The sequence below is a fragment of the Amycolatopsis eburnea genome, from assembly GCF_003937945.1.
Taxonomy (GTDB): domain Bacteria; phylum Actinomycetota; class Actinomycetes; order Mycobacteriales; family Pseudonocardiaceae; genus Amycolatopsis; species Amycolatopsis eburnea.
Genome location: NZ_RSEC01000032.1, coordinates 497,862 through 510,778 on the forward strand (window position 1 = coordinate 497,862; position 12,917 = coordinate 510,778).

A 12,917-nucleotide genomic window follows, 5' to 3' on the forward strand; every position below is an offset into this window, starting at 1 on the left:
GGTATCGAGGACGGCTCCTAGGGGGACCTGCGCATGCTCTACCGACTCCGCCCGAAAGGCGCCCTGACCTGGTGTGATCTGCCGGGTTACGTGGTCTGCCGCGCCGACGACCAGCCCCCGCCCGACTGGGAGCGGCTGTCGTGGGTGCCCGCCGAAACGCGGGAGTTCAGCACCGACCTGCTGCGGATCGCCTTCCGGTACGGCGCCCGGTCGGGCAGCGGGATCATCCTCGACGCCCGGCACACCGAGGACCTGGGCCGCGCCGACGAGCTGCGGTGCGACGGGATCGCCGCCGCGCTGGCCCGGGCGGAGCGGTGCGACAGCGTCGACGAGGACCTGGAGTGGGAACGCACCGAGCGGGCGGCCCGCCAGGCCGAAGCGGACCTGGCGGAGCTGCTCGCGGTACCGCCGCAGCCGCACCTGGTCGCGCACTGGTGCCGCCTCGGCGGCCACTACCCCGACTGACGGGCCGGGCGCGGCGGCAGGAGCAGGAAGCCGAGGGCCAGGCCGAGCAGGCACGGGAGGCCGTGGTTGTCGTGCACCAGCGTGTCCACCACGGCCAGCACCGGCACCGCGAACGCCAGCACCCGGAACTGAACCGGCAGCACCACGCCGTAGCGGCGCGAAGCCACCATCACGACCGCCGCCAGGCCGCCGATCAGGCCCGTGACGCACATCGAGTTGCCCGCGCCGACCGGGTTGAGCCAGACGTAGCTCGTGAACTGGCCGAACAGGCCGCAGCCGAAGTACAGGACCAGCCAGCGGGCGCGACCGAACACGCGCTCGGCCAGCGTGCCGAACACCGCCAGCCAGAGCAGGTTGGACACCAGGCCGAACGCCCAGGCGTCCTGAAAGAACATGCCCGTCACCAGGCGGTACCACTCGCCGTCGTCGATGCGGGCGGCGTCGCGGACGACGTGGGCGTAGAGCCCGCGGTCCGCCAGCTGCGCGATCCCGCACGCCAGCGTCACCGCGAACACCGCGGCCGTCAGGTACGGGCGGCGGGTGGCCCCGGCGAGGGCCGCGAACGGGTTGCGGGATGCGGTGCGCGTGCTCATGGACGAAAATCTAGGCGCGTCCCCGCCGCCGCACCCCCGACGTTTGTCACGTTCCGCCCAGGGAAGGCCCCAGTATGCGAGCGACAGTCATCTACGGCGCCGGCGACGTCCGGGTCGAGACCGTGCCGGACCCGAAGCTGGTGGAGCCGACCGACGTCGTCCTGCGGGTGGTGCGGTCCTGCATCTGCGGCAGCGACCTCTGGCCGTACGCCGACATGCCGCCGCGCGAGCACGGGCGCCGGATCGGGCACGAGTTCCTCGGCGTAGTCGAAGAGACCGGCGCCGACGTCACCACGCTCAAGAAGGGCGACCTCGCCGTCGCGCCGTTCGTCTGGTCCGACAACACCTGCGAGTTTTGCCGCGAAGGCCTCCAGACGTCCTGCCTGCACGGCGGCGGCTGGGGCGCGAAGGGCGTCGACGGCGGCCAAGGCGAGGCCGTGCGTGTGCCGCAGGCGGACGGCACCCTGGTCAAGCTGCCGCCCACCGAGGACGACGACCTGCTCGCGTCCCTGCTGACGCTGTCGGACGTCTTCTCCACCGGCCACCACGCCGCCGTCAAGGCACGCGTGAGCGAGGGCCAGAACGTCACCGTGATCGGCGACGGCGCGGTCGGGCTGTCCGCCGTCCTCGCCGCGAAGCGCCTGGGTGCCGGCCGGATCGTCCTGATGGGACGGCACCGCGCCCGCACCGACCTGGGCCGCGAGTTCGGCGCGACCGACGTCGTCGCCGAGCGCGGCGAGGAGGGCATCGAGAAGGTCCGCGAGCTGACGAACGGCCAGGGCACGCACGCCGTGCTCGAGTGCGTCGGCACGAAGGGCGCGTTCGAAATGGGCGTCGGGGTCGTGCGGGCAGGTGGCGCGGTCAGCCGCGTCGGCCTGCCGCAGTACGAAGACGCGCCCGCCGGCGTGGGCGTGTTCCGGCGCAACGTCACCATCACCGGCGGCGTCGCGCCCGCCCGGCACTACATCCCCGAGCTGCTGCCGGACGTCCTGGACGGCAAGTACCGGCCGGGACGCGTCTTCGACCGGACCATCGACGTCGAAGGCGTGCCGGACGGCTACCGCGCGATGGCGGACCGCGAAGCGCTGAAGGTGCTCATCAAGCCATAACCCGTCCGGGTGGGGGTTCCCCCGCGGATTACGTTGGTGGGCATGGACATGATCACCCCCGAGCCGCGTCCCGCCTGGATCGCCGGCCGCCCCGAGGCGGGCGCCACCACCCTCGTCGTGCACCACCCGTACGACGGCAGCGAGGTCGCGACGGTCGCCGTGCCCGGGCCGGAGCAGGTCGAGCGCGCGGTCGCCGCCGCGGTGTCGGTCGCCCGCGAATTCCGCGGCACGCCCGCGCACGTCCGCGCCGGCGCGCTCGAGCACGTGTCCCGGGTGCTCGCCGGGCGCGCCGAGGAGATCGCCGAAGTCGTCACGGCCGAGAACGGCAAGCCGCTCAAGTGGGCCGAGGCCGAGGTCAAGCGCGCGGTTTCGGTGTTCCGCATCGCCGCCGAGGAAGCCCGCCGGTTCACCGGCGACGTCCAGCGCCTCGACACCGACCCCGCGGGCGAAGCGCGGCTGGCGCTGACCCGCCGCGTCCCGCGCGGGCCGGTGCTCGGCATCGCCCCGTTCAACTTCCCGCTGAACCTGGTCGCGCACAAGGTCGCGCCGTCGCTGGCGATCGGCGCGCCGATCATCGTCAAGCCGGCGCCGCGGACGCCGTTGTCGGCGCTGATCCTCGGCGAGATCCTGGCCGAGACGGACCTGCCCGAGGGCGCGTTTTCGGTGCTGCCGCTGGGGAACGAAGAGACGCAGCAGCTCGTCGCCGACCCGCGGCTGCCCGTGGTGTCGTTCACCGGCTCGGGCCCGGTCGGCTGGTCGCTGAAGGACGCGGCGCCGCGCAAGCACGTCGTGCTCGAACTCGGCGGCAACGCGGCGGCCGTCGTGCTGCGCGACTGGCCGGACCCCGAAGGCGCCGCGCACCGCATCGCGACCTTCGGCAACTACCAGGCCGGGCAGTCCTGCATCGCGGTGCAGCGGGTGATCGTCGATGCCGCGGTGGCCGAGGAGTTCGTGCCCGCGCTGCTGGAAGCCGTCGAATCGCAGCGCACCGGCGACCCGTACGACCGCAACACCGACGTCGGCCCGGTCGTCGACGAAGCCGCCGCCGAACGGATCATCGCGTGGGTCGACGAAGCCGTCGCGGCGGGCGCGAAGGTGCTCACCGGCGGCACCCGCGAAGGCGCCACCGTCGCTCCGACGCTGCTCACCGACGTCCCGCCGGACACCAAGGCCTGGCGGGAGGAGATCTTCGGGCCGGTGCTCGCGGTGTCCGTTGTGGACGGTGTGGACGCCGCCTTCCGGTCGGTCAACGACTCCGCGTACGGCCTGCAGGCCGGCGTCTTCACCACCGACGTCCAGCTGGCGTTCCACGCGTCGGCGGAGCTCGAGGTCGGCGGCGTGATCATCGGCGACGTCCCGTCCTACCGCGCCGACCAGATGCCCTACGGCGGCGTGAAGGGTTCCGGCGTAGGCCGCGAAGGCGTGCTCGCGGCGATGCACGACCTGACCGAGGAGCGCGTGACGGTCTTCACCGGCATCGAGCTTTAGGCGACGACGCTCTGCCCGAACCGGAAGACGTTGTCGGGGTCGTACTTCCTGGCGACGTCCTGCAGCCGCTTCGCGTTGTCGCCGTAGTAGGCGGCCTTCCAGTCGGGCAGGGCGGGGTCGATGTAGTTGACGTACCCGCCGCCGGCGCCGGCCGCGGCGAGCCCGGCGGCGATCTCCCCCACCGACTCCGCGACCTTCGTCTGGGTCTTCGCCGTCGCGGGCGCGTAGATCTGGACGCTGGCCAGCGCGTCGCGGTGCCAGAACGCCGTCGCGTCCTTCGCCGGCTCGCCGACCTTGCCGCCGAGCCCGTCGATGAGCAGGTCGGTGCCGGCGCGGCCGTCGGCGAGCGCGACGACCTTCGCGGCGTCCACCGGGGTCGTGATGATCCGCGACGACGCCACGAACGACTGCCGGTTCGAGCTGCCGGAGAAGTAGTTCATCGCGCCGAGGTAGTCGAGGCTCTTCACGGTGCGCTGGGTCGGCCGCGCGCCGGCGTTGGTGGTCAGGTTGTTGAGCAGCGTGTTCAGCCCGGACGCCCCGCCGACGTAGCAGCCGCCGACGCGGCACTGCACCGGCGAACCGCCCGAAACGACGCAGTTCGCCCAGAGCTCCGGCGGCATCGCGGCGATCCACTGCTGCCACGCGTCGAGCACGTCGGCCGCGGACCCGGCCGGGAAGTGCAGCGAGAAGACCGTCACGTCCGGCGCCGGATCGGTGTCGAAGGTGAACTCGGTGACGATGCCGAAGTTGCCGCCGCCCCCGCCGCGCAACGCCCAGAACAGGTCCGGTTCGGAGTCCGCGGACGCCGTGAGCTCCCGGCCGTCGGCCGTGACGACCTTCGCGGAACTGAGGTGGTCGCAGGTCAGGCCGTACTTGCGGGAGAGCACGCCGATGCCGCCGCCCAGGGTCAGCCCGGCGATCCCGACGGTCGGGCAGGAGCCGGCGGGCAGCGCGCGCCCGGCTCGCCCGAGCGCGGCGTAGACGTCCTTGAGCTTCGCGCCCGCGCCGATGACGGCCTGGCTGCCCTGGACGTCGATCTTGTTCAGCCCGGCGACGTCGACGATCATCCCGCCCTCGGGCACCGAGTAGCCGGCGTAGCTGTGCCCGCCGCTGCGCGCGGCGAGGCTCGCGCGCCCGGCCACGGCCCGCACGCTGACCTGGACGTCCTTGGCCGTCGACGCCGTGACGACGGCGACGGGGTTCCGGCTGTCGAAGAGCGGGTTGAACGCGCGCTTGGCGGTGTCGTAGCCGTCGGTGCCGGGGCGCAGCAGGTTCCCGGTCAGCTGGCTGCGCAGGTCGTCCCAGTTGGGCGGCCCGGTCGGCAGCCGCGAGGTCGGCGGCCCGGACGTCGTCGTGGGCGGCGGCGCGCTCGACGCGACCGGCGACGGCGTGCCACCAGGCCCGCACGCGGCGGCGACGGCACCCACTGCCGACACCCCCGCCACCCGGAGGAACGTCCTTCTGTCCACGTGGTGGTGGACGCGCGGCCGTCCGGCGGGTTGCGCCTGGTCGTGCTCACTGTCCACAGCGGACTCCTCGGGGCCGGGCCGCCCAGTCTAGGTCGGCGGGCCCACTCGGTACACGCGCGGCGGCGGCGCGGCGTTCAGGACCAGGCCGGGATCCGCGGCACGGCGCCGTCGAGGTCCGCCCCGTCGGAGCGCCCGCTGAGCCAAGCGAGCAGCTGCCCGGCGCTGCCGGAGACGGTGGCGCCCGGGGCGGCGCCCATCGTCCACTCGAACCCGCCGGCGACCAGCCGCACCGCGGGCAGGTGCGCCTCGCGGGAGCTGATGGCGTGCTGCACGACGTCCTCGGCGAGCGACCCGAGCAACCCGAGCACGCGATCGAGGTCGTAACCCCGGTCGAGGTCGGCGAGGTGGATGGTCAGCTCGGACAGCCGCATCCGCGCGACGACGGCCCCGGTGACCGGCGCCCCCTGCCGGTTGCGGGCCTCACGCGCCCAGGCGTCGTCCGCCATGCCCGCGGCGTACTGCTCGAACCGCCCGGCGGACGCGACGAAGTCGGCCAGGATGTCGGCGGCGCCGTGCCGCGCACTGGCCTCGATGTCGGCTTCCCGCGCTTCGGCGCTGGGGTACATCGGCGTCTCGACGCCGGTGTCCGCCCAGGTCAGGAGGTTCTTGAGGCCGTCGGCGTTGCGGGCGAGGTGAGCGAGCACGTGCGCCCGCGACCAGCCGGGCAACGCGCTGGGTGCGCGGAGTTCTGGTTCGCCGAGGCCGCCGATGACCCTGGCCCATTCGTCGTCGAGCTTGCGAACCCCGTCGAGGAGCGCGTGTGCCTTCTCGGATGCCGTCGTCACGGCGTCGAGTCTAGGACCGCCGCAAGGCCGCCGGGGCGTCCGCGGGAACGGCCGGGTTCTTCGGCGCCACCGGCTCCAGCCGGACGTAACCCGCCTCCTGGGACGGCCGCTGGTCCACCTCGCCCTTGTTCGGCCAGAACGAGAACGCCCGCTCGGCCTGTGCCGTGATCGTCAGGGACGGGTTCACGCCGAGGTTGGCCGTGATCGCCGCGCCGTCGACCACCGACAGGCCCGGGTAGCCGAACACGCGGTGGTACGGGTCGATGACGCCCTCGTCCGCGGTGGCGCCGATCGGGACGCCGCCGATGAAGTGGGCCGTCAGCGGGATGTCGAAGATCTCGCCCCAGGTGCCGCCCGCGATGCCGCCGATGTGGTCGGCCGTGCGCTCGTTGGCTTCGTGGCCGGCCGGGATGAAGCTCGGGTTCGGCTCGCCGTGGCCCTGCTTCGACGTGTACTTGCGGCGGCCGAACAGCCCGCGCCGCGTGTACGTCGTGATCGAGTTGTCGAGGCTCTGCATCACCAGCAGGATCACCGTGCGCTCGGACCAGCGGTAGCCGTTGAGCAGCTTCGCCGTCTGGATCGGGTGCTTGACCATGAAGCTGACGGCCTGCCGCCAGCGCGGCACCGGCGAAGCGCCGTCGGTCGCGATCGTCTGCAGCAGGCTCATCGCGTTGCTGCCCTTGCCGTAGCGGACCGGCTCGATGTGGGTGTTCTCGTCCGGGTGGATCGACGACGTGATCGCGACCCCGCGGCTGAAGTTCCGGCTCTCGTCGACGTCGGTGCGGGCCGCGCCGATGATGGCCTCGGAGTTCGTCCGGGTCAGCTCGCCGAGCCGGCGCGACAGCTTCGGCAGCGTGCCGGTGTCCCTCATCTTGTGCAGCAGGTTCTGCGTGCCCCAGGTCCCCGCGGCGAAGACGACCTTCTCGGCCGTGATCGTCGTGCGGAACCGCTTCGAGGTCGTGCCGGTCTTCTTCAGGTCGACCTCGTACCCGCCGTCGACCGGGCGCACCGACGTCACCGTCGTGAGCGGGATGACCTTCGCGCCGTCCTGCTCGGCGAGGTAGAGGTAGTTCTTGACCAGGGTGTTCTTCGCCCCGACGCGGCAGCCGGTCATGCACGAGCCGCACTCGGTGCAGCCGACGCGCTCAGGCCCGGCCCCGCCGAAGTACGGGTCCTTCGCCCGCTCGCCGGGCTTGCCGAAGTACACCCCGACCGGCGTCGGGTGGAACGAATCGGCGACGCCCATGTCCTTCGCGACTTCACGCATCACGACGTCCGACGGGGTGATCGTCGGGTTCGTGACGACGCCCAGCATCCGGCTCGCCTGGTCGTAGTGCGGCGCGAGCTCGGCCTCCCAGTCGGTGATGTGGGACCACTGCTTGTCGCGGTAGAACGGCTTGAGCGGCCGGTAAAGCGTGTTCGCGTAGACGAGCGACCCGCCGCCGACGCCGGCGCCCGCGAGCACCATGACGTCGTTGAGCATGTGGATGCGCTGGATGCCGTAGCAGCCGACCTGCGGCGCCCAGAGGTAGCGCTTGAGGTCCCACGACGTCTTCGCGAACTCGTCGTCGGCGAACCTCCGCCCGGCCTCGACGACGGCTACCCGGTAGCCCTTCTCGGTGAGCCGCAGCGCCGCGACGCTGCCGCCGAACCCCGACCCCACCACGACGACGTCGTAGTCGGGGCCACCCGCACTGGTGGTGGTGTTACTGGCAGTCACACCCAGGAGCGTAACCCGGGGTCCAAGTTCTGACCAGAGGTAAGTTACTGGCCGGTCACCACCGCGAGCACTATCGCGTCCGCAACGGCGACGGCAACAACGACGAAGGATCACCTGTCCAGGTCACGACGAGCTGATCACGGGGCCGCGTGCATGCGACGTACAACAAGCACCTCTCCCTGGCAAGAAGGTCCACCCGCTCCTCTGCTTCGGCTCGCTGAAAGACGTACTTGTGCGGGATATGGTCACTGTCCGCACCCATCACCACGCAGCGAGCAAACTCGGTTCCCTTGGCCCGGTGCATCGTCGCCACCTGCACGCCCGAGAAGTCGACCGGCTGTTCCGGGCTCATCACAACCGCGGGAAGATCCGCCGCAAGCAACTCCCGCGCCATCTCGTCACGAATCTCGTGACTGCGCGCGAGCACCGCGAAAGCCCCGGGCTCCTGACCAGTCTGTTCCTCGAGCCAGCTCCTGACCGTCGCAACGACGAAGTCCTTTTCCTCCTGCCAGCTGGCCGCTCCGTGCGTCACCGGCTCGGGTCCGCCCAGCAAGGAGCGGTAGTGCGATGTCGACTCGTCCTCATCGGCCAGGTCGACGAAATTCCCCCCTGCCAGGAGGCGGGTCGCGAAGCCGAGCACCTGCTTGGTGGTGCGGTAGTTGAGCGTGAGTCGCTGCGAACGTCCTCTCGTCTCGATCCCGTACCGACTGATCACCAGACGTTCACCATAAATCCGCTGATGAGCGTCCTCGCAGATGAACAGGTCGTCCGGGCCCTTCGCGACCACCGCTCGGAGCAGACGCCAGTGAGCAGGGGTGAGGTCCTGCGCCTCGTCGATGACCACGTGGTGGTACCGGTTGGCCAGTGGCAGGTCGGCGCCCGCGGCGATCGTCGCCGCCTGGGCCACCACGTCGGTGTAGGTCGTCTTCCCCTCCCGAGCCATCAACCGGACGAATTCGTCGACCACCCGCCACAAGCGCGTCTTCTGGAGACGGCTCAGCTTCGCCCTCCGACCGCGTCGTGGTTCGACCAGATAACCGTCCAACGACGGGGCCGCCATGCCGAGAATCACTTGCTCGTACTCGTTCATCAAGAAGTACGGAGTAAGTCGTTCCCGATCACCGGGCGGCAGATCGGGCACCGCAGCGAGCGCGGAGGCCCACACGCGCAATTGATCGGGTTCGTTCATGATCCGGGGACCCGCACCGTGCGTCCGCGCCACGATGTTACGAGCGAGTTGGTCCACGCCCGACACATCGATGCGTTCGAATACATCGGGTCCCGCCAGCCCCTTGACGTGCTCGGTCAACTGCTGTGCGAGGTTCCTGGTATAAGTCGTCAGCAGCACCCGCGACTGCGGGTTCCGCCGTGCGAGGGCGACTGCCCGATGCATGGCCACCACGGTCTTGCCGGTGCCCGCACCGCCTGCCACTCGGAACGAGCCTTTCCTCGCTCGTTCGACCAGGTGTCGCTGATCGGGGTGGAGGAAAAGACGCCACGCCGCGAAGTCGCCGGTGAGCATTCGCCTGAGCTGCTCGTCGACCTCGACGACGACGAATTCCATCAGAGAGGCTGCGCGTCCGAGTGAATCACGCAGCTGAGCCGGGTCGTCCACGTCGGTCGGGATGGCGTGTCCGACCGATCGCTCCCCTTGGGGAGCGTACCTTCTCTTGACCTGTTCGAGTGACAGTCCACAAGCGAGGTCGAGCAAGGCATGCGCCTGCCAGGTCGGGGCATGCAGACAAAGGTCCTCGAGATCGTTCTCGTCGACCAGCTCCACCGCTCGTGCAGCCAGTTCCGGGAGGATTCCGATCGACTCGAGTTCCGAGGGGCGATACGGAACCAGCAGAGGTCGGTTTTCCTCGGTTTCACCACCACGACTCCACCGAGGCCTGGGGAGTTCGGTGTCGTGCAACACCTCGAACACACCGTTGGCCGGATTGGCGCGCATCGTCACCTGAGCGGCGTACTCATAGGCCTCGTCGTGTGGCCTGATCGCGACGAGGAGGTAGTACTGATCATCCGTCGAGCCCGCAGCGAACAATACGGCCCGGTGATTGTCCGTGACGCGGGCTGTTCGAACTCGTGGATCCCGGGCACCCTTCGGGATCTTGAGATCCAAACCGGTGAGATCGTGGTCGGCGCTCAGCTTCGTGAGGAGATCCCATGCGCGGGGCTTCAGGGAACCCTCGACGGACAGGTTCTTCTGGAACTCTTTCGCAAACACGACAGTCGCCATCAGCGGCCTCTCCGAGCTCAGTCCTCCGAACACCCGACCTTAGCGCGGCGGCGATCAGCTGTTGTGCGCTGCGTGACTCACCCTCGGGTAGAGTTCTCGTTCCGACCTCAAACGGGGGAATCAGCTTGTCGGATACGAAGATCGCGTTCGGGACGACCTTGGGCCGTGCCACCACGATCGCGGAGATCGAGACGCTTCTCCTGCCCGATCAGCCTGCCGACGCGGCCGATCAAGTGCTGGCCGAAGCTCTTCGACACTGCCGACAAGGCACGGAGACGTCCGAGGACGAACTCTTGGACGCGCTGTTGGCCGGGCCGTGGGAGCTTCGCTCCGTGGAGACGAGCGGCTTCCGCGGGGCCGCCAACGGGACCGGCGCACCCGGGGCCGAAGCTCACCCGTTCCGACTTTCGTTACCACGCTCGGCACGGGTGGTCGTGATCCAGGGGGCGAACGGAACGGGGAAGTCGACGCTCGCCGACGCTGTCGAGGTAGCCCTGCGTGGCAGTACCGAGGGATCAACGGCATTCATCTCGTCCGCCCTTGAACAGCCACAGTCTCGGCACACCGGAACTCCCGGCTCGGACATCGTGCTGTCACTCGAGAACGACCACGGAGATCGTCTCAGGATCGCGTGGCGGTCCGACGGATCGTCCGAGAACGCGGAGGTCACCTGGCGTCCTGCGGATCACGTCGGGGAGGAAGTCACAGCGCGCCCCGGAGATCGTTGGGCTTCAGCTGTCTCGACGCAACATGCGGTGGTCGGCTACGACCACTGGACCCATCGTCTGCGGATCGGTCATCTCAGCGAGTTCGTGCGTGATCGCCTCGGCCTGGGCGACTCGTGGCTGACGCTGTGGCACCTCTTGCACACTCGGCACCTGAAGTCCGCGCAAGCGCTTGACTGTTGGCTTCAAGCACGGGAGACGGCGGCAACCGCACTCGAAACGCTCGATGAGCAGCTGGCACTCCAGTATCCCTACGCACGAGTTCCACAGGCTGTCCAGTTACCCGCCGGACCGGCTGAAGACGTCGGAACCTGGTTCGAAGAGAACTTCCCGACAGCCGAGCGGACCGGGGTGGATGAGCCCCACGTCGATCCCTACTTGGAAAGTGACGTCCTGGAGGCGCGCCGAGACGCAGCCGCTGGGCTGACTGCCTACCACCACGCGAAACGCGAGCAGACTGCGGAATCGGTCACCGGCGAAGGCCTGCGTGCCCTCATGGATCTCGTCGAGCACAGCCCGTCGCACCCCGGGGGTAATTGCCCGGCCTGCGGCGTGACGGGTTCCGACTGGCGCGAATACGCCCGCCTGACCTTGCAGAGCGCTCGTCGTGTCCGCGAGGAGTTCAACCTGGCGCAAGCTCGGGTCAGCGAACTACGCGACATCCTGGTCGATCGTCTGCTTCCCCTGCTCCGCCATGCCGAACGGGTGATACCCGCGATATCGGCAGCGGCGAAACTCCGAGCTCTGGTCGACCCTTTGGTACCCCTGCACCCACGTTCCGACGACGATCCGGCGTGGCGCGCTTTGAAGACGCTGGTCGAAGACGACCGGTTCGCCGAGCGGCTTAGAACAGTTTTGAGCGAGCTGCAATCTCGGACGCTGCTCGATGACCAATGGCGAGCGGCACGTCGACGCCGTTGCGAACCGTTCCTGGCCGTCGACCGTACTCACGGTGAGTCGGCGGCATCGGTGGACGCTACAAGTCAGGCTCTGGTGAGATTGCGGGCAGTCTATGACCGATTGCACGAGCAGCGGCGCCAGGTACTCGCCGACGGAACGGCTGTACCGCTCCAGGAGCTTCTCGGCGATATCGGGATACGGCGTCTGGTCTTGAACGTCGAAGGTTCGGACAACGAAGGCCTCGACGACGCCATCGGCCTCGAGCTCGCGGTCAAGGAGCATGTCATCCGGCCCGGCGCTCTTTCCGCCGGTCAGTACAACGCGCTCGTACTGGCACTGTTGCTCGGCGCGAACGTTCAGACCCCGCTCCGGTTCCTCGTACTGGACGATCCCGTGCATGCGATGGACGACTTCCGAGCCGACAAGTTCGCCGAACTGATCGCCGCGCGGGCGGCGTCGGGCACGCAAGTCGTCCTGCTGACCCACGACCAGCAATTGGTCGACGTCCTGCGACACCACGTCGCGTCGTTGCACTTGATCAAACTGAGCAAGGATCCGAACGGGAACATCGTGCAGCTCGACGCCACTCATCCCTGGCAGTCGCTGGTCACCGACGCAAGGAAGGTCCTGTCCGCGAACACCGACAGTGCCGGCAGGTACACCGTTCTGTCTGCAGAGACAGCCGCTGTGTTGGTCCTCTCCTTCTGCCGTCAGGCCGTCGATGCCGTCGTCCGAGAGTTCGTCGTCGAGTCGAGCAGGAACGGAATTATGAGCAAGACCGCCGTCGCCGCCTTGGACAGGGCATTCACAACCAGGAACGGTCTCCAACTGGTCGAACGGCTCCTCCACCGCGGACACCCGGCGAAAGTCCTGACATCCCGACTTCTCCGAGAGCGGGATCTTCTGAACGACCTCAATGCGGGGTCTCACGGCGATCCGGCAGCAGCGACGACGACCACCCCTCAGGGACTGCTTGCTCGGGTCGACACCACTGAACAGTTCTGTTTGGAGCTGATAGGGACGCTCGAGGGATGACTTGGCTACCGGACGACGCACATCGACAGGTCGACCAGTCGCACATGCGACCGGTGCTCCGCGCCAGGTGCGAAGTGTTGCTTCTGCGCATGCGAATCGAACTGGTGGCGAACAGACTTCCTGCTGACCGTTCACTGTCGTCCCGTGGACGGATCGAACTCAGGTTGTGGGGTCTCGTCACCTTGGGAACGGCCGACGAACTCGTGTTGTTGCGACAGTTGGTCCAACGAGTACAACTCGTCTACCGTTCCAGCAGTCAATACCTGCACAGCCGCCGTTCCGGCTTGGTCCCACCAGTGAGCGAGATCAACTTATGGCGCGATGACATC

General features: G+C 69.0%; 9 protein-coding genes. 4 read left to right on the forward strand and 5 right to left on the reverse strand.

From position 1 onward, the window contains the following. Nucleotides 1-33: 33 nt before the first annotated feature. On the forward strand, nt 34-465 hold the full coding sequence (locus tag EIY87_RS10245) for a hypothetical protein (RefSeq protein ID WP_125307418.1): 432 nt from the start codon (nt 34-36) through the stop codon (nt 463-465). On the opposite strand, the gene EIY87_RS10250 is transcribed toward EIY87_RS10245, so the two are convergent. Then, nucleotides 453-1,058, reverse strand: coding sequence for a rhomboid family intramembrane serine protease (locus tag EIY87_RS10250; protein ID WP_125307419.1), 606 nt, complete (start codon nt 1,056-1,058; stop codon nt 453-455). The two genes, EIY87_RS10245 and EIY87_RS10250, sit on opposite strands and share 13 nt — an antisense overlap. Nucleotides 1,059-1,132: 74 nt before the next feature. On the opposite strand from EIY87_RS10250, the gene EIY87_RS10255 reads away from it, so the two are divergent. After that, the gene (locus tag EIY87_RS10255; RefSeq protein ID WP_125307420.1) at nt 1,133-2,167 is read left to right on the forward strand and encodes a zinc-dependent alcohol dehydrogenase family protein; all 1,035 of its coding nucleotides are present in this window, start codon (nt 1,133-1,135) and stop codon (nt 2,165-2,167) included. 42 nt (nt 2,168-2,209) lie between these two features. Further along, nucleotides 2,210-3,655, forward strand: coding sequence for an aldehyde dehydrogenase family protein (locus tag EIY87_RS10260; RefSeq protein WP_125307421.1), 1,446 nt, complete (start codon nt 2,210-2,212; stop codon nt 3,653-3,655). Here the strand turns inward: EIY87_RS10260 and EIY87_RS10265 are convergent. From EIY87_RS10265 to EIY87_RS10280, 4 genes are all read right to left on the reverse strand, one after another. Next, nucleotides 3,652-5,181 (reverse strand): FAD-binding oxidoreductase, encoded by a 1,530-nt coding sequence (locus tag EIY87_RS10265; protein WP_225439805.1) that lies wholly within the window; start codon nt 5,179-5,181, stop codon nt 3,652-3,654. The genes EIY87_RS10260 and EIY87_RS10265 overlap by 4 nt on opposite strands. Before the next feature lie 77 nt (nt 5,182-5,258). Further along, on the reverse strand, nt 5,259-5,969 hold the full coding sequence (locus EIY87_RS10270; protein ID WP_125307422.1) for a maleylpyruvate isomerase family mycothiol-dependent enzyme: 711 nt from the start codon (nt 5,967-5,969) through the stop codon (nt 5,259-5,261). Between the two features lie 10 nt (nt 5,970-5,979). Next, complete coding sequence (locus EIY87_RS10275; RefSeq protein ID WP_125307423.1) at nt 5,980-7,689, reverse strand: GMC family oxidoreductase; 1,710 nt, start codon at nt 7,687-7,689, stop codon at nt 5,980-5,982. Nucleotides 7,690-7,759: 70 nt separating this feature from the next. Next, nucleotides 7,760-9,928 (reverse strand): UvrD-helicase domain-containing protein, encoded by a 2,169-nt coding sequence (locus EIY87_RS10280; RefSeq protein ID WP_125307424.1) that lies wholly within the window; start codon nt 9,926-9,928, stop codon nt 7,760-7,762. Nucleotides 9,929-10,053: 125 nt separating this feature from the next. Here EIY87_RS10280 and EIY87_RS10285 point away from each other — a divergent pair, with 125 nt between their 5' ends. After that, a complete protein-coding gene (locus tag EIY87_RS10285; RefSeq protein WP_158641298.1) occupies nt 10,054-12,588 on the forward strand; it encodes an ATP-binding cassette domain-containing protein in 2,535 nt (844 codons plus the stop codon). Nucleotides 12,589-12,917 lie beyond the last annotated feature (329 nt).

Bases quoted from the DNA above. Each gene is read 5' to 3' on its own strand.
- EIY87_RS10255 (WP_125307420.1), top strand. From the start codon at position 1,133: ATGCGAGCGACAGTCATCTACGGCGCCGGCGACGTCCGGGTCGAGACC.
- EIY87_RS10250 (WP_125307419.1), bottom strand. From the start codon at position 1,058: ATGAGCACGCGCACCGCATCCCGCAACCCGTTCGCGGCCCTCGCCGGG.
- EIY87_RS10260 (WP_125307421.1), top strand. From the start codon at position 2,210: ATGGACATGATCACCCCCGAGCCGCGTCCCGCCTGGATCGCCGGCCGC.
- EIY87_RS10280 (WP_125307424.1), bottom strand. From the start codon at position 9,928: ATGGCGACTGTCGTGTTTGCGAAAGAGTTCCAGAAGAACCTGTCCGTC.
- EIY87_RS10245 (WP_125307418.1), top strand. From the start codon at position 34: ATGCTCTACCGACTCCGCCCGAAAGGCGCCCTGACCTGGTGTGATCTG.